The sequence below is a fragment of the Paenibacillus graminis genome (assembly GCF_000758705.1).
Classification (GTDB): domain Bacteria; phylum Bacillota; class Bacilli; order Paenibacillales; family Paenibacillaceae; genus Paenibacillus_AQ; species Paenibacillus_AQ graminis.
In genome coordinates this window covers 4,213,616-4,230,209 of sequence record NZ_CP009287.1, presented here as the reverse complement: position 1 = coordinate 4,230,209, position 16,594 = coordinate 4,213,616, and the positions used below count along the sequence as shown (strand labels likewise).

Below are 16,594 nucleotides of genomic sequence, written 5' to 3'. Positions count from 1 at the left end.
ATGAAGGAAAGTCTGTTTACTATTAGACTGATACCAGTCAGGGGAGCGGATGATGCAGATGCAGTATGCGGCGACGATTGCAGTGGTCTTGTTAGTTGGTGTGATTGTATATTTTGGTTACCGGAGCCGGAAAGGGCAGCCCGCAGAACCGAAGCGCACCACTGCCAGTAATGTGATTTCTATGGACCGGCACCGGAAGGCTAAGCAGAGTGCGGTCGAACAGCCTTGCTCATCGTGCAAGAAGAAAAACGGCAAGCTGATCTTCTATGCCCAGGATAATGGAACGGTAGTAGGCTTATGCAAAGACTGCAAAGCGAAGGCCAAAAAACGCGATATGCTGCCCCTGTGAATCTAAAAAAATAGGTTGTCTTTACAGGGCGTTTATGGTAATATTATTTCTGTTGTGTGGAATACGGTGGTCCTCTGCGGATAATGAGGGAGAGCGATGATCTCTCCGGAAGAGGCATGAACACCTGTACGGAAGGAGGAAGTCCTAAATGAATATCCTACAAGCAATTACGCAAGAGCAGCTTCGCAAAGATATCCCGAGTTTTCGCCCGGGTGACACTTTGAAAGTGCATGTAAAAGTTATTGAAGGAACTCGTGAACGGATCCAGTTGTTCGAAGGCGTTGTAATCAAGCGCCGCGGCGGTGGAATCAGTGAGACTTTTACGGTTCGTAAAATCTCTTACGGTGTTGGTGTGGAAAGAACTTTCCCAATCAACTCGCCTAAGATCGAGAAAATTGAAGTGGCTCGCCGTGGTAAAGTGCGTCGTGCGAAGCTCTATTACCTTCGTGACCTGCGCGGTAAAGCTGCAAGAATCAAAGAAATCCGTCGCTAGTATTGCGGCAAGTGAAAGGGGCTTGATTTCAAGCCCCTTTCGTTTATTCTTGAAGAGAGCTAAGATTCATTATAATATATGCCTTAGGATCAGCTTCTCCGAAAAGGCCTCCTGACGGAGTAATCGTGGAGGAGTTTTTGGCAGGAGTTTTTTTGTTGTATAGTGAGGGTAGCATATAGAGAGGACGGTGAACTATGCAGCAGGATTTGCAGCAGGGACAAGGTGAGGTTGTTGAGCCTGACGGCAAGAATCCCCGCAAGCCCAAAAATGAAGTATTGGAATGGGTGAAGGCCATTGCCATTGCTTTGGTTCTGGTGATTCTGATTCGTTGGCTTTTGTTCAAGCCGTTTATTGTGGATGGGCCTTCCATGCAGCCGAATTTTCATACCGGTGAGCGTGTGATCGTCAATGAAATCTTATACGACATCCGTTCGCCTCAGCGGGGTGAGGTCATTGTGTTCCATGTGCCTTCTGAAGGAAGAGATTTCATTAAGCGTGTAATCGGTGTAGCCGGGGATACGGTGAAGGTTGAAGGCGATGTCGTTACTGTGAACGGCAAGCCGGTGAATGAAAGTTATATTCAAGGCGCGATTGACGAGGCGCACAATAACAACGCACTGTATAACAACAAGAATTTCCCCAATGAAGAATTTACGGATGGAACCGTTCCGGAAGGGCATGTCTTTGTAATGGGAGACAACCGTTCGGACAGTACCGACAGCCGCATGATCGGTTATGTGCCGCTGGGTGATATTGTCGGCCGTGCGGACCTGATCTTTTGGCCGGTAAAGGATATTTCAGTGATTAACCATTAAGTTGACGGAAGTCAAAGGAGGTGACGGCAATGGCCATTCAATGGTTTCCTGGTCATATGACGAAGGCTAGGCGGCAAATCGAGGATAAGCTGAAGCTGATTGATGTGTGTATAGAACTGCTCGATTCCCGTCTGCCGCTTTCCAGCCGCAATCCGATGATTGACGATATTTTGCGGGACAAGCCAAGGCTGATTATTCTGAATAAGGCGGACTTGGCAGACCCTGAGGCTACACGGAAATGGCTGGCCTTTTTCAAAGCGGAAGGCCATGTTGCCCATCCGGTGGATGCGGCTACAGGCACAGGCATCAAAGACATTCCCGAACAGGTGAAGCTGCTGCTTAAGGACAAAATCGACCGGCAGATTGCTAAAGGGATGAACCCGCGGCCCAGCCGGGCGCTGATCGTTGGAATTCCCAATGTGGGCAAATCTACGCTCATCAACCGCATGGCGGGCAAAAATATCGCTGCAACCGGTGACCGTCCGGGTGTGACCAAAGGACAGCAATGGATTAAGACCGGCGGAAATCTGGAGCTTCTCGATACTCCCGGGATTCTGTGGCCCAAATTCGAGGACCAGGAAGTCGGCTACCGTCTGGCGGTAACCGGTGCAATCAAAGAGGAAATCCTGAACATTGAGGATATCGCTTTTTTTGCGGTGAAGTACTTGGTTAAGGATTATGGCGCAAGTTTCCAGGAACGGTTTGGAATCGAGAAGCTTCCTGAAGATTTGAAAAATCCGGATGAAATTGTAGCGGTTATGGAAGCTGTAGGGCGTAAACGCGGTTGCCTGATCAGCGGCGGACGGGTGGATCTGGAAAAGGCTTCGCGGATCCTGCTGCATGACCTGCGGGCAGGCAAACTGGGACGTTTTACGCTGGAGACACCTTAATCAGAGATTGATATGGAGTGGAAAAACCATCCGGGCATCTGGGGTGGTTTTTTGTTGTGCTGGCTGAAGGGGGTGCCTGAATTTGGAAGGGGGATTTTGAGCATAAAGTGGGATGACCGCGGAGTGTTCTTATGATAAGCTGGCTGGTACAGGGAACTGGGAGATTAGAATTGGTGGTGGATGAACGGTGAGTTCAATGGATATGTTAATCTATGAAAAAGGATGCTGGGAACAGGATTACCGCCGTATTGCCGGTGTTGACGAAGTAGGAAGAGGCTGTCTGTTCGGCGACGTGGTGGCCGCTGCGGTTATTTTGCCGGAGGGTCTGATCATAGAGGGTGTGGATGATTCCAAGAAGCTGACCGCGAAGAAGCGGGAGATGCTGTTCGAGCTGATTATGGACCAGGCGCTGGCTGTGAGTGTGGGTCATGTTGACTCGGCCGTAATTGATGAGATCAACATCAAGCAGGCCTCCAGACTGGCGATGAAAAAAGCGGTAGAAGGCTTGGAATGCCATCCTGACTATATGCTGATTGATGCAGAAAAGGTAGATCTTCCGCTGCCGCAGCAGGCGATTATTAAAGGGGATGCCAACAGCCAGTCCATTGCCGCTGCTTCTATCGTGGCCAAAGTTACACGCGACCGTCTGTGTGAAGGCCTCTGGGAGGAATTATACCCGGACTACGGAATTAAAATACATAAAGGTTATGCAACTAAACTGCACAGGGAGCAGCTCCTGGCGCTGGGGCCAACTCCCATGCACCGCCGCAGCTTCCTGGGGAAAATACTCTCGGATGAACCGGTTTTGTTTTAGGTTGGGCGGATTGGCGGAGCCGAATAAAGCGATGTGAATGTAAAAGACCGGACTTTGGCCTATTGGAAGTTGTTCTATATGAGTTCAATTAAAAGCTTGGGTGTGCTGGAGCGCTAGTAAGGGAGGTTCTTAAGAATCCCTTGAAATTGCCGATATAAAATAGAAAGATGCATCGTAGGGAGGGGGAACGGCATGAACATCGGATCTCTGATTCGCGGATTGCTCGGAGACAATAAAACGGGCGAGCCCAAGTCGGTAGAGCTCAAAGAAGGCCAGGTAGTCCGGGGTGTGGTGCTCAGTGTGTCGGAATCCGGCAGAGAAGCGGTCGTTCAGATTCAGGGCACACCTGTCCGTGCGGAGCTGGAGACTCCGCTGCAGCCTGGACAAACACTGAATCTGCAAGTTGCTCCCCCGGGAGACGGAGGGCTGCCTGTTTTAAAGCCTGCTTCGCCGGGTGAGGCGATATTGGCATCTCCACAAAGTATGGGGGAAGCGCTGGAATCGCTGGGGCTTACGGATTCCAAGGCAGGCAAGGAAATTATACAGGCTATGGTCTCTGGCGGCATTGCGCTGACCAAGGAAACTGCAGCCAATCTGGAGGCTGTAATGCAGGCCAAACCGCCGAATGTTCCGGTATCGGAATGGCTGGAGGCGGCAGTAATTTCGGTAAAACGCGGACTTCCGGTCACAGCAGAAAGTGTGAGAGGGCTGCAGCAAGCGGTGTTTGGACCCAAGCTGCATCAGCTTGTGGCTCAGCTTGAAACGGCGATTGGCCTGTGGGCACAGCAGGAGAACGATACGGCAGGCGGAAGTCCTGCGCCGAGCGGTTTTAACCAGCCTGTATCATCGATTACTGCTGGAACGGCTGCTCCTGCCGAAGCGGTGTCTGTAGGCGGAATGCCTGCGTCACCAGTTCCTCCGTCAGCTAGTCAAGCAGAGGGTATGGATGCGTTACGTGCACCAGTAGCTCCAGCTGAGTCCGGGTCTGCTGATGAGGCGGCTCAAATTCCGGGAAAGACACCGGCAGGCGCTCTAAAAACGGAGCCGCCTGCCGGGAGCGCTGCTTCAGCTCCGGCCGGCAATCCAACTGCCGATGCAGAGCCGCCGGTTACCGCTTCAGCTAACCGGACGGGAATAGCTCCGGCCCAGCCGCCTGTGGATGGAGATGCTGCGGAAGCAGCGGCGGCTCCGAAGGCGGGCAATGCCCAGCCGTCCGCTGCAGGATTAGCTGCTGCAGCGAACGGTGGTATGCCTTCTGCGGAACCGGCAGAAGGCCTGGAACCGCGTTCCGTTCCGCAGCCGGAACGAAGTGCAGTGCCGGCAGCAGAAGCTTCTGCTGCCGGCAAGGGTCCCGCCCTGCTCGCGAAGCTGCAGGGCGTGCTCACCGAGCTGCGCGGCACGCTGCCGCAGCTCGCCGCAGCCCCGCCCGCTGACGCTGCGGGGCAAACCCCTGCCCCTGCGGCCGCACAGCCGCAGCAGGGCACCACAGCCCCGCCAGCGGCAGCGGGGCAAGAGCCGGCCCCCGCGCCTGCCGGGCAGCGCGGGGACGGCCCGTCTGCGGCTGCGGCCGGGGCGCAGCCGACGGGCACCGCCGCCACCCGCGACACGGAGTCGTGGGTGGGGCGGGTGCTGAAGCTGCTCGGTGCGGAGCACGAGCAGCACGCTGTTCGCGGCGGTGCGCAGCAGCAGCTCGCCGTGGCCCCGCCCGCCGGCGCGGCGGGAGCGGGGCATGCCCCTGGGGCGGCGCTGCCGCAGGCTGCGCTGGCCAGTGCGGCTGACGGCGGGGATGCAGCCGCCGATACGCTGAAGGGCGTGCTGCTGCAGGTGCTGGGCAGCAGCGAGGTGCCGCCCGCGGTCAAGGAAGCCGCGGGCCAGCTGGTGCAGCAGCTTACAGGGCAGCAGCTGCTCCTGAATACCGACCGTACGGCTCCGTTCGCGCAAGTAACGATGTTCCTGCCGCTGCGGGGGCCGGACGGCCAGGAAACGGCTTCCGTCCATATCCAGTCGAGACGGGGCCGCAAAGGCGAGCTTGATGCAGCGAACTGCCGCCTGTGGTTTGACCTGGATATGAAGCAGCTGGGACAGACGCTGGTAGATGTGCAGGTGGTCGACAGGATCGTCAGTCTGAAGCTGCATAATGATACGCCCTGGGTACTGGAGCTGCTGGAAGAACGCAAGGATGAGATTGAAGCAGCTGTGGAATCGATAGGCTATCAGCTGTTGAGTCTGCGGACGGAGCCTCTGCCCCAGCCAAGCGCAGTGTCTGCTTCAGTTGCGGGCAGCGTTGGCAAACTGGCAGATTATGTGCCGGATTCTTATAAAGGAGTGGATTACCGCATATGAGTGAGCCTGCTGATGAAATTTCTCCAAACCTCAAAAAAGCGGTAGCCCTGAAATATTCGCCTGGCCAGAGTGAAGCTCCAGTCGTTGTAGCCAAAGGACAAGGTGCAGTAGCGGACAAGATCCTGCAGATGGCCAAAGACAGCGGGGTGGCCGTTCAAGAGGATGCCGCCCTGGTAGAAGTGTTGTCCAAGCTTGATCTTGACCAGCAGATTCCTCCGCAGCTGTATCAGCTGGTGGCAGAAATCCTGAGTTATGTGTACCAGAGCGACCGCTCTGCCGGAGAGCGGAGGCAGAAGTGAGCGGGGGGCCGCCTGAAGAGTTTTATTCCCGCAAGCAAAAAGGGGCAGCCGGCGAAAAAGCCGCTGTCCGATATTTGTCTGCCCAAGGCTACAACATTATTGACAGCAATTGGCGCTGCCGCAGCGGGGAACTGGACATTATTGCTGAATACGGTGAGGTGCTTATTTTTGTTGAAGTACGCAGCCGTGGCGGGAGTCCGCTTCAGGGGACACCGGAGGAATCTGTGGATGAACGGAAAATCCGCCAGGTTCGGGCCACCGCCCGGGTATATCTGCATATGAAGGGCCAGGAGGAGCGCCGGGTTTCTTTTGACGTCATCACGGTGATGCTGAACGAGGACTTGGGAATCACGTCCCTTCACCACATCCGGGAGGCTTTTTAAGCTATAATATTCATTTGTTTTGTCTTTCCAAGCATTCAGTCTTGACTTAACCTCCGCACTATGGGTCATTTCTTCGAGGAAATGGGTAAACATTATTGTAACTTTTTAATGCCACCATGAGGAGGGCTGTCCGAGTGAAAAATCAACCATTTAATATACAGGTAAGTTTTACTTGCCAATATTGTGACAACAAAATCGCAGTAGAGCTGGACGGAGAGCCTGTATCCGTTGTATGCTGCAGCAAATGTAATAAGACTTTTACCGTTATGCGGCCCGCCATAGCGGAGGAGATATTGATTGATTGGGAAAATGAAGCATTATTTCAAAAAATCCGTGCCGAAAAGACCCAGAGCAGCAATAGCAGCCTGCTGTCGCTTGTGATTCGGGTAATAGAGCTGTTGACCTGGCGCGACAAAGGCAATGGACAAGTGGAAGCGATCAAGGAGATGCGCCAGTGGCTGATTGAACATGAGGAAGTACCTCCATTAGCCGAGCTGATTAAGCTGGATACGAACAGCCAGCGCTCTGCCAAACGGAACTGGAGCGATTGAAAGGTAGGGGAGCAGATTGCCGGATGTATTTTTTACTTCAGACCAGCATTTTGGGCACAAACTGATTATTGATTTTGAGTCCCGGCCCTTCGGCAGTGTCGAAGAAATGGATCAGGTAATGATCGGGAAGTGGAATGCTGTTGTCGGTGCAGAAGACACGGTATTTCATTTAGGGGATTTCTCTTTCTTGAACCTGGAACGCACGCGGGATATCGTCTCTGACCTGAATGGTTATAAAATTCTGATTCTTGGCAATCACGACCGCAGCCGTGGCCGGAACTGGTGGCTGAACGCCGGGTTTAATGAGGTGAGTGAATACCCTCTAGTGTATAAGGATTTCTTCTTTCTCTCGCATGAACCGATGTACATGAACAAGCATATGCCTTACGTGAATGTGCATGGGCATATCCATGGCCAGAGATATGAGGGAAACAATCATTTTAACATTTGCGTAGAACACTGGGACTATACACCTTTGTCTTTTTCCCAAATCACAGATAGAGTTGTAGTGAAAGAGGAAGGGTGATGGATTTTTCATCTCAAATAGCTTGCATATTTATGTAAATGTTTGAAATTCCCCTTCGCTTGAACCCAGGCTATTGATTATAGCATGGAAAGCTAAGTATACTGAGGATAATAGAATCGCCGGAAAATAGAGGAAGCACCCTTTTTCTTGAATCTAGTCCGCCTGCATGTGGGCGTATTTCAGGGGAAGAGGTGTTTTTTGTTATGTATGGAAAAATGCACAGCGCATGCCTGTACGGCATTGAAGGAGTGATGATTGGTGTGGAAATTGACCTGGCGAATGGTCTGCCGCAGACGAGTATTATCGGATTGCCGGATTCAGCCATTAGAGAAGCCGTAGAAAGAGTGCGCGCCGCCGTCAAAAATTGCGGCTACCGTTACCCTCAGCAGCGCGTCACAATCAATCTGGCTCCGGCTGACCTCCGCAAAGAGGGGTCCGCCTTTGATCTGGCCATTGCGCTCGGCATCCTGACCACAAGCGGCCAGCTGGTTATGCCCGAAGCGGAAAATTTGCTGCTCATCGGCGAGCTGGCGCTGGATGGCAGTCTGCGGCCGGTTACCGGAGTGCTGCCCATGGTCGAAGCCGCCAGGCGCGCTGGCCTTACGGCTGTGCTTGTACCTGCAGGCAATGCCGCTGAAGCGGCGCTGATCAGCGGAATGACCATATATGCTGCAGAACATTTGCGGCAGCTGCCGCAGCCGCAGGCAGAGGGTGAACCCTTGGGTGTGCCCCGCAAAACAAAACAGCATAAGCCGGAGTCTAAGGATGCATCCGCTGCAGGTTTTGACGGCTTACCGGAAATACTATCACCAGCAGAATCGGAGTCTTCGGCGATGCCATCTCCTCCTGTGCTGTTAAGCGAACTCCCTTTTCCTGTTACGGTTAGTTCAGGCCCAGCTGTGCCGGAGCAGTCTTTGGTTAATGTGCTAACCTTAGAGCATTTGAAGTATACCGTTGAATATAAGCGGACAGATCCAGGCAGCACCGGGGTGAACATAATGATGGAAGACTACAGGGATGTGCTTGGACAAAATCATGTGAAGCGGGCACTGATTATAGCAGCTGCCGGGATGCATAATATTATCCTGATCGGTCCGCCCGGAACGGGCAAAACAATGCTGATCAAACGCTTGCCAGGCATACTTCCGGAACTTAGCGAGAGGGAGTCGCTGGAGGTGACCAAAATCTTCAGTGCCGCAGGCAAGCTGAAGGATGCCCACAGCGGACTCATGCGCAGCCGCCCGTTCCGGTCCCCGCACCATACGATCTCGGCGGCAGGTTTGATTGGGGGCGGCGGGGTCCCGAAACCGGGGGAAGTTAGCCTGGCGCACCGCGGTGTCCTCTTTTTGGATGAGCTGCCTGAGTTCTCCCGCAATGTGCTTGAAGTGCTGCGCCAGCCTCTGGAGGATGGGGTAGTCACGATCAGCCGCGCCCGGGCGTCGTTTACATTTCCCGCGCAGCTTTTACTTGCTTGTTCGATGAATCCATGCAGCTGCGGGTATTTGGGAAGCGGAGGAACACATCTGAGATGCACCTGCAGTCCGGCGAAGATCGCACAATACCGCGGCAAAATTTCCGGTCCGCTGCTGGACCGGATGGATATGCAGGTAGATGTTCCCCGTCCAACGGACTGGGAGGGGCGGGGACCTTCATTGTCTTCGGCAGAGATGCGTTCTGAAGTGCTTAAAGTGCAAGCTATTCAGGCGGAGCGTTACAGAAATCTTCCAATCTCCTGGAACAGTGAGCTTTCAGGGGCGGCTTTGCGCCATTATGCAAGGCTGCAGAAGGACGGCAGAGAGCTGCTCAATGATATTCTGGACAATCTGGGTTTAAGCATGCGTGCTCATGACCGGATCATTAAGCTGGCCCGTACGATTGCCGATCTTGAAGGTGCTGCGGATATTAGCTCTGCGCATCTTGCCGAGGCTGTCCAATACCGTAATCTGGACCGGCAGGTCGTAATGGATGAGTGACCAACTCTGTGTAAACAGGATTTCAGCTCGCATGTCCGCATTGAGAGCTGCTCCCTTTAAGATGCTATAAGGTGAGGATGAATTTAGAGGATAGATTTCTGGGTTTCGGCTCAAAATTACCTATTCCATGGAATTCAGTCTCCTTCTTCATTTTTTTATATTCCATAACACATATTTATATAGCCAAACAAGCCACCCTTCAAAACTGGATGGCTTGCGCTATATTAACGAGATGTGCAGCAGGCTTTCTTACAGCACATTCAACTCGACCACGATATTTCCGCGGGTTGCGCGGGAGTAAGGACATGCCCCGTGAGCAGCTTCCACCAACTGGGCCGCGGTTTCCTTATCAACGCCTTTGACCAGGACATCAAGCTTCACGGCGATGCCGAATCCGCCATCCTCAACTTTACCGAAGCTTACAGTAGCCGTTACTTCACTGCCTTCAATTTTTACTTTACCCATACGGGCAACCATGTTCAGCGCGCTGTCGAAGCAAGCGGAATAACCGGCTGCAAACAGCTGTTCAGGGTTAGTGCCTTCTCCGCCAGCACCGCCCATTTCCCGTGGAGTACTGATGGTAAGATTCAGTTTAGGGCTCTCGGATTCGATATAGCCGCTTCTGCCGCCTACTGCTTTTACTGTGGTTTCGTACATTTTCTGTTGAATAGTCATCATAATTAATCGCTCCCGTTCATTCGTTAATGTATTTTACACAATTTAATTTAACACAATTAAAATAATTGTCAATATATTTTCCGCTATTAACATGATATTAAACAGGAATTGTGATAAAATAATGTCATAAAGGCAGGTGAATATGATATGCAAGAGACAAATACAACCCCTGAACTGCTGCTTGAAAATCAATTGTGTTTTACGATTTATGCCTGTTCCCGTGAATTTACGAAGCTGTACCAGCCGCATCTGGACAAGATTGGCCTCACGTATTCCCAATACCTAGTGATGCTTGTGCTTTGGGAAAGAAACCAATGTACGGTAAAAGAGCTGGGCGAAGCGCTTTTTTTAGACTCGGGTACATTAACACCGCTGCTGAAGAGGCTGCAGGCTGCCGGTCTGATTCTTCGTGAACGGTCGCTTCAGGATGAGCGTAAGGTATTGATCTCACTAACCGAACAGGGAAGGGCTCTCCGCAGTGAAGCGGCGTGCATCCCAGGCAAAATGGCGGAAGGAACCATGCTGACGGCAGATGAATTTGCGGGTCTGCTGGGCCAATTTAAGGACCTGCTTGCCCGTGTTCATGAAGCCAATACCCACGCTGTAAAATAGCTTGTTTGACTAAAGTCAATGCAATCGTTCGCATTTCGGCATGAAATCGAGCGAAAATGTATGTATAAATCGTGAAAGTTTTTAAGGAAAGCGTTTTTAAAACATGTTACAATATTCTGGGTTTCATATTATGGCTCTGGGTGAAAATCGGATCACACTGGTTATTCGTCCCCGGAAGCCATGGACAGAAACCTGTGCCGTTGTCAGGATGATGCGGCATGGGTATTCTGTATGTACCGGGATATTGTAAGTTTTCACCGGTCTGGACCCGGCTTTGGACAATCAAAACGGAAAGCGGAATGGCAGCAGGCTGCCTGCATAGCCACCGCAATACTTTAGGAGGCTTCCGGTATGAATATCCACGAGTATCAGGGAAAAGAAGTACTTAAGAAGTACGGCGTCGCCGTACCGAACGGAAAAGTAGCTTATACAGTGGAGGAAGCGGTGGAAGCCGCAGCATCGCTGGGGACCCCGGTGGTAGTGGTAAAAGCGCAGATTCATGCTGGCGGGCGCGGTAAGGCCGGAGGCGTGAAGGTCGCCAAATCAAGCGAAGAGGTACGGGCGTATGCTGAAGAGATTCTCGGAAAGACGCTGATTACCCATCAGACCGGTCCGGAAGGGAAGGTAGTCAAACGGCTTCTCATTGAAGAAGGCTGCCAGATTGTTAAGGAATACTACATCGGACTTGTAGTCGACCGTGGCTCCGGGCGTGTGGTGATGATGGCTTCGGAGGAAGGCGGAACAGAGATTGAAGAGGTTGCGGCAACGCATCCGGAGAAGATTTTTAAGGAAATTATTGATCCTGCAGTAGGGCTGCAGACTTTTCAAGCCCGTAAACTGGCGTACAGCATTGCGATTCCCACGGAGCTGGTCAATAAAGCGGTTAAGTTCATGCAAGCGCTCTATTTAGCTTTTGTGGATAAGGATTGCTCCATTGCCGAAATTAACCCTCTGGTTGTGACCGGGGATGGAAATGTCATGGCACTGGATGCCAAGCTGAACTTTGACTCCAATGCATTGTTCCGGCACAAGGATATTCTTGAGCTGCGCGACCTTGATGAAGAGGATGCAAAGGAGATTGAAGCATCCAAATTCGATCTCAGCTACATCGCACTTGACGGGAATATCGGCTGCATGGTGAACGGTGCCGGTCTGGCCATGGCTACAATGGATATTATCAAATATTATGGAGGCGAGCCGGCCAACTTCCTGGATGTAGGGGGCGGTGCCACTACTGAGAAGGTTACCGAGGCTTTCAAAATTATTTTGTCCGATGACAAGGTGAATGGAATATTCGTCAATATTTTCGGCGGGATCATGCGCTGTGATGTCATTGCGAGCGGCGTAGTGGAGGCTGCCAGACAGCTCGGCCTGACCAAACCGCTTGTTGTGCGCCTTGAAGGCACCAATGTTGCGCTGGGCAAAGAGATTCTTGCCGGTTCGGGGCTGAATATTGTGGCAGCAGACTCAATGGCGGACGGGGCCCGTAAGATTGTAGCTCTTGTGTAACTACCAAATTAAGTAGGGATGTGACTATAGCATGAGCATTCTTGTAGATAAAAATACGAAGGTAATCACGCAAGGAATCACGGGCTCTACCGGCTTGTTCCATACCAAAGGAGCCTTGGATTACGGTACGCAGATGGTAGGCGGGGTTACCCCCGGCAAAGGCGGAACTGCTGTAAACATCACTTTGGAGAATGGCAGTGAGGTCAGTCTGCCTGTATTTGATACTGTGGTTGCGGCCAAAGCGGCTACGGGCGCGACAGCAAGCGTAATTTATGTCCCGCCGGCTTTTGCCGCAGACTCCATCATGGAGGCAGTGGATGCCGGTCTTGAACTGGTTATATGTATCACTGAAGGAATCCCTGTATTGGATATGGTGAAGGTTTCCCGCTTTATGGAAGGGCGTTCTACCGTACTGATCGGTCCTAACTGTCCTGGTGTCATTACCCCTGGCGAGTGCAAAATAGGCATCATGCCGGGATACATTCATATGCCTGGTTATGTGGGCGTCGTATCCCGCAGCGGAACGCTGACCTATGAGGCGGTTCATCAGCTCACTGAGCGAGGAATCGGGCAGTCTTCAGCAGTCGGTATCGGCGGTGACCCGGTAAAAGGCTCGGAGTTTATCGATATCCTGAAGCTGTTTAATGAAGATCCGGGAACCAAAGCCGTGATTATGATCGGGGAAATTGGCGGTACTGCGGAAGAAGAAGCGGCTGAATGGATCAAGGAAAATATGACAAAGCCGGTTGTGGGCTTTATCGGCGGAGTAACCGCACCTCCGGGCAAGCGGATGGGTCATGCCGGGGCCATCATATCCGGAGGAAAAGGGACAGCGAGTGAGAAGATCGCGGTGCTGGAATCCTGCGGAATCAAAGTGGCGCCTACTCCTGCCGAAATGGGCTCAACCCTTGTCAAGGTGCTCGAAGAACGCGGTATTCTGAACGCTTTTACGACTCACTGAACATTCACAATACAATTGCGTCCAGATTAGGTATAATCAGCTTATAAGGTAAGCAACCTTTTGTTCTCTTTATGGGAATAATAGGTTGCTTTTTTGGCGTTCAGCCATTTTTAGAAGGGAGAGAGAGTACATATGGAAACACGGGAACTGTTGATCGGATTCAATGAAGTAGAGGGCATTGGCTGGAAAACTATCGACAGAATATGCCGGGAGGGACTTTTGACGGAAAATGCATTTTTCTGTAGTGCTGAGGATTGGGGAAGATTGGGAATAAATGCGAAAACTGCTCATTGGCTCGCTTCTGATTTTAACCAGGCGTGGATTTATGCACGCAGCAATTTAATGAAGGAAAGCGGTGTAGCGGCGGTAACTTTGCTCGATGAAGATTATCCTGAATTATTAAAAGAATCACCAGAGCCCCCGTGGGTATTGTATTACAGGGGCCGTCTGGAGCGGGCGAGCCGCCCAGCCATCGCTATGGTTGGCACCCGGGTGCCGACAGCTTATGGACGCAAGGTAGGGGGAATGCTGGCCTTGGAGCTGAGTACGGCGGGTCTCACGGTAGTGAGCGGGCTGGCCAGGGGAATTGACAGTGTCTGCCATGAAGCTGCTCTCGGAAATGCCGGCAGCACCATTGCCGTCGTTGCGACAGGTCTCGACAGGGTATACCCGCCTGAGAACAGGGAGCTGGAGCAGCAGATTTCACGTCAAGGGCTGGTCATTAGCGAGTACCCTCTGGGCACTACAAGCCATCCGGGGCTGTTCCCCCGGCGCAACCGGATCATTGCTGGCCTCACCTTGGGCACGCTTGTTGTTGAGGCGGATACCCGTAGCGGGTCTCTCATCACCGCCGATGCCGCATTAGAGGCAGGAAGGGATGTGTTCGCCATACCGGGACCGATTACTTCGCCCAAAAGCCGGGGAGCGCTCGACCTGATAAAACAAGGAGCAAAGCTTGTAACCGGAGCTGCGGATATTATTGAAGAATATCAGTCATATCTGCCTGCAAAGGCTGCAATCCAAGGGCAAAATGCCTCTGAAGTCACCCGGAAAGAGGACAGGTTTAGGGAAAAGAAATTGACAAGTGAGGAGTCTCACCTATACCATATACTGCATCAAGGCCCTTTTACACTGGATGAGCTGCTGCTCAGGACGGGATGGGATTTTGGACATTTGCATTCAGTTCTGTTATCTTTAATCATAAAAAAAGCGGTATCACAATTACCAGGGGCAATTTATAAGGTAATTTAATATAGAAGGATCACTTTTAGGAGGAACAACCTATGGCGGATGCGTTGGTTATTGTCGAATCGCCGGCAAAAGCGAAGACAATTGGCAAATATTTAGGCAGTAAATATATCGTAAAGGCTTCAATGGGGCATATCAGAGATTTGCCGAAAAGTCAGATCGGGGTAGAAGTAGAGAATGATTTCAATCCCAAGTATATCACGATCCGCGGCAAGGGCTCTATTCTGAAAGAACTCAAAGACGCCAGCAAAAAAGTGAAAAAAGTCTATCTGGCGGCTGACCCGGACCGCGAAGGTGAAGCCATTGCCTGGCATCTGGCGCATGCGCTGGATCTGGACAACTCAGAGGAATGCCGGGTCGTTTTTAATGAGATCACGAAGCAGGCTGTGAAGGATGCCTTCAAGACCCCGCGGAAGATTAATATGGATCTGGTGAACGCGCAGCAGGCGCGGCGGATTCTGGATCGTCTGGTCGGCTACAAGATCAGCCCGCTATTATGGAAGAAAGTCAAAAAAGGATTGTCAGCCGGGCGTGTGCAGTCTGTTGCCGTGAAGATTATAATGGACCGTGAGAATGAAATTTCTGCTTTTGTTCCAACGGAATATTGGAGCATTACTGCAAAGCTGGGTATCCGGGATGCACTGTTCGAAGCTAAGTTCCACAAACTGAATGGTGAGAAGAAAGAACTCGGAAACGAAAATGACGTTAAAGAAGTGCTGGAGGCTATTAAAGATGCTGCTTTCAAGGTAAGTGAAGTTAAAGAGAAAGAAAGACAGCGCCATCCTTCGGCTCCCTTCACAACCAGCTCCCTGCAGCAGGAGGCTGCGCGCAAGCTGGGCTTCCGTGCCGCCAAAACCATGTCTGTCGCACAGCAGCTCTATGAGGGCGTTGAACTGGGCAAAGAGGGAACCGTAGGTTTGATCACTTATATGCGTACAGACTCAACCCGGCTGTCCGCAACTGCGCAGGAAGAAGCCAAGGAATTGATTCTGGCTAAATACGGTGAGAAGTTTGTCCCCGAGACGCCGCGTCAGTATTCCAAGAAGGCCGCCGGCGCGCAGGATGCGCATGAAGCCATCCGTCCTACTTCCGCACTTCGTGAACCCGACATGGTCAAAGAATACATGAGCCGTGACCAATTCAGGCTGTATAAACTGATCTGGGAACGGTTCGTATCCAGCCAGATGTCCTCAGCAGTTCTTGATACGCTCTCGGTAGATATTACCGCAGGCACAGCTGTCTTCAGAGCCGTGGGCTCCAAAGTCTCTTTTCCGGGCTTTATGAAGGTGTATGTTGAAGGCAATGATGACGGTACAACGGATGAAGAAAAGTTCCTGCCGCCGCTCAAAGCGGGCGATGATCTGACCAAGCAGGAAATTGAGCCGAAGCAGCACTTCACACAGCCGCCTCCGCGTTATACAGAAGCGCGTCTGGTGAAGACGCTGGAGGAGCTCGGCATAGGACGTCCAAGTACGTATGCCCCGACACTCGAAACCATCCAGAAACGCGGGTATGTCGCTATTGAAGAAAAGAAATTTATGCCGACTGAGCTTGGAGAACTGATCATTGAGCAGATGGAGCAGTTTTTCCCGGAGATTCTGGATGTAGAGTTTACTGCGCATATGGAAGGCGATCTGGACCATGTGGAGGATGGCGAAGAAGATTGGGTGAAAGTATTAGCCGAATTTTATACATCCTTTGAGAAACGGCTGGTCTTTGCTGAAGAAGAAATGAAAGAAATCGAAATTGAAGATGAAGTTTCGGATGAAATGTGCGAGAAATGCGGCAAGCCTATGGTATATAAGCTGGGAAGGTTCGGTAAATTCCTGGCATGCTCCGGATTTCCCGATTGCCGGAATACCAAGCCGATTGTCAAGGATATTGGCGTAAGCTGTCCGAAATGCCATGAAGGCAAAGTTGTGGAGCGCCGCAGCAAGAAAGGCCGTGTTTTTTACGGATGTGACCAGTATCCTGGCTGTGATTTTGTATCATGGGACAGACCATCCATTAAACCATGTCCGGTCTGCGGCTCCTGGATGATAGAGAAGCGCAGCAAGCAGGGAACCAAGCTGCAGTGCACCTCTTGCGATCACACAGAGGCTGTGCTAGAGGGCGAAGAACTGGCAGAATAAATGTCGCTACAGGAGGAA

The 16,594-nt window shown here is 51.9% G+C and carries 17 protein-coding genes; 16 read left to right on the top strand and 1 reads right to left on the bottom strand.

Annotated features, from left to right (window positions below; genetic code table 11):
* Positions 1-49 precede the first annotated feature (49 nt).
* The 11 genes from PGRAT_RS17885 (at position 50) to PGRAT_RS17835 (ending at position 9,436) form a co-directional block, all read left to right on the top strand.
* Positions 50-349, top strand: coding sequence for a hypothetical protein (locus PGRAT_RS17885; protein WP_154966527.1), 300 nt, complete (start codon positions 50-52; stop codon positions 347-349).
* 148 nt (positions 350-497) lie between these two features.
* Complete coding sequence (gene rplS / locus PGRAT_RS17880) at positions 498-842, top strand: 50S ribosomal protein L19 (RefSeq protein WP_019910375.1); 345 nt, start codon at positions 498-500, stop codon at positions 840-842.
* A 194-nt stretch (positions 843-1,036) separates the two neighbouring features.
* Entirely contained in the window at positions 1,037-1,657 is a 621-nt protein-coding gene (gene lepB, locus PGRAT_RS17875; RefSeq protein ID WP_025705425.1) for a signal peptidase I, read from the top strand.
* A 29-nt stretch (positions 1,658-1,686) separates the two neighbouring features.
* Entirely contained in the window at positions 1,687-2,547 is an 861-nt protein-coding gene (ylqF, locus tag PGRAT_RS17870) for a ribosome biogenesis GTPase YlqF (protein WP_025705424.1), read from the top strand.
* A gap of 196 nt (positions 2,548-2,743) precedes the next feature.
* Positions 2,744-3,361, top strand: a complete 618-nt coding sequence (locus PGRAT_RS17865; RefSeq protein WP_025705423.1) for a ribonuclease HII — start codon at positions 2,744-2,746, stop codon at positions 3,359-3,361.
* 192 nt (positions 3,362-3,553) lie between these two features.
* Positions 3,554-5,704 (top strand): hypothetical protein, encoded by a 2,151-nt coding sequence (locus tag PGRAT_RS17860; RefSeq protein ID WP_042266972.1) that lies wholly within the window; start codon positions 3,554-3,556, stop codon positions 5,702-5,704.
* Entirely contained in the window at positions 5,701-6,003 is a 303-nt protein-coding gene (locus PGRAT_RS17855; RefSeq protein ID WP_020434147.1) for an EscU/YscU/HrcU family type III secretion system export apparatus switch protein, read from the top strand. Before PGRAT_RS17860 ends, PGRAT_RS17855 begins: the two co-directional genes overlap by 4 nt.
* Positions 6,000-6,386, top strand: a complete 387-nt coding sequence (locus PGRAT_RS17850) for a YraN family protein (protein ID WP_025705500.1) — start codon at positions 6,000-6,002, stop codon at positions 6,384-6,386. Before PGRAT_RS17855 ends, PGRAT_RS17850 begins: the two co-directional genes overlap by 4 nt.
* A gap of 134 nt (positions 6,387-6,520) precedes the next feature.
* The gene (locus tag PGRAT_RS17845) at positions 6,521-6,937 is read left to right on the top strand and encodes a hypothetical protein (RefSeq protein ID WP_025705501.1); all 417 of its coding nucleotides are present in this window, start codon (positions 6,521-6,523) and stop codon (positions 6,935-6,937) included.
* 16 nt (positions 6,938-6,953) lie between these two features.
* The gene (locus PGRAT_RS17840; RefSeq protein WP_025705502.1) at positions 6,954-7,463 is read left to right on the top strand and encodes a phosphoesterase; all 510 of its coding nucleotides are present in this window, start codon (positions 6,954-6,956) and stop codon (positions 7,461-7,463) included.
* A 203-nt stretch (positions 7,464-7,666) separates the two neighbouring features.
* Complete coding sequence (locus tag PGRAT_RS17835; RefSeq protein WP_042266967.1) at positions 7,667-9,436, top strand: YifB family Mg chelatase-like AAA ATPase; 1,770 nt, start codon at positions 7,667-7,669, stop codon at positions 9,434-9,436.
* A 249-nt stretch (positions 9,437-9,685) separates the two neighbouring features.
* Here the strand turns inward: PGRAT_RS17835 and PGRAT_RS17830 are convergent, their stop codons facing one another.
* Complete coding sequence (locus tag PGRAT_RS17830; RefSeq protein ID WP_025703064.1) at positions 9,686-10,114, bottom strand: organic hydroperoxide resistance protein; 429 nt, start codon at positions 10,112-10,114, stop codon at positions 9,686-9,688.
* Positions 10,115-10,261: 147 nt separating this feature from the next.
* On the opposite strand from PGRAT_RS17830, the gene PGRAT_RS17825 reads away from it, so the two are divergent.
* The 5 genes from PGRAT_RS17825 to topA all read left to right on the top strand — a co-directional run bounded on the left by PGRAT_RS17825 (position 10,262) and on the right by topA (position 16,576).
* Positions 10,262-10,726 (top strand): MarR family winged helix-turn-helix transcriptional regulator, encoded by a 465-nt coding sequence (locus PGRAT_RS17825; RefSeq protein ID WP_025703065.1) that lies wholly within the window; start codon positions 10,262-10,264, stop codon positions 10,724-10,726.
* Between the two features lie 351 nt (positions 10,727-11,077).
* Positions 11,078-12,235 carry an ADP-forming succinate--CoA ligase subunit beta gene (gene sucC, locus PGRAT_RS17820; RefSeq protein ID WP_025703066.1) on the top strand — a complete coding sequence of 386 codons (1,158 nt, stop codon included), beginning with the start codon at positions 11,078-11,080 and terminating at the stop codon, positions 12,233-12,235.
* 31 nt (positions 12,236-12,266) lie between these two features.
* A complete protein-coding gene (gene sucD, locus PGRAT_RS17815; protein WP_025703068.1) occupies positions 12,267-13,196 on the top strand; it encodes a succinate--CoA ligase subunit alpha in 930 nt (309 codons plus the stop codon).
* Positions 13,197-13,328: 132 nt separating this feature from the next.
* Positions 13,329-14,447, top strand: a complete 1,119-nt coding sequence (dprA, locus tag PGRAT_RS17810; RefSeq protein ID WP_042266964.1) for a DNA-processing protein DprA — start codon at positions 13,329-13,331, stop codon at positions 14,445-14,447.
* 32 nt (positions 14,448-14,479) lie between these two features.
* The gene (topA, locus tag PGRAT_RS17805) at positions 14,480-16,576 is read left to right on the top strand and encodes a type I DNA topoisomerase (RefSeq protein WP_025706262.1); all 2,097 of its coding nucleotides are present in this window, start codon (positions 14,480-14,482) and stop codon (positions 16,574-16,576) included.
* Positions 16,577-16,594 lie beyond the last annotated feature (18 nt).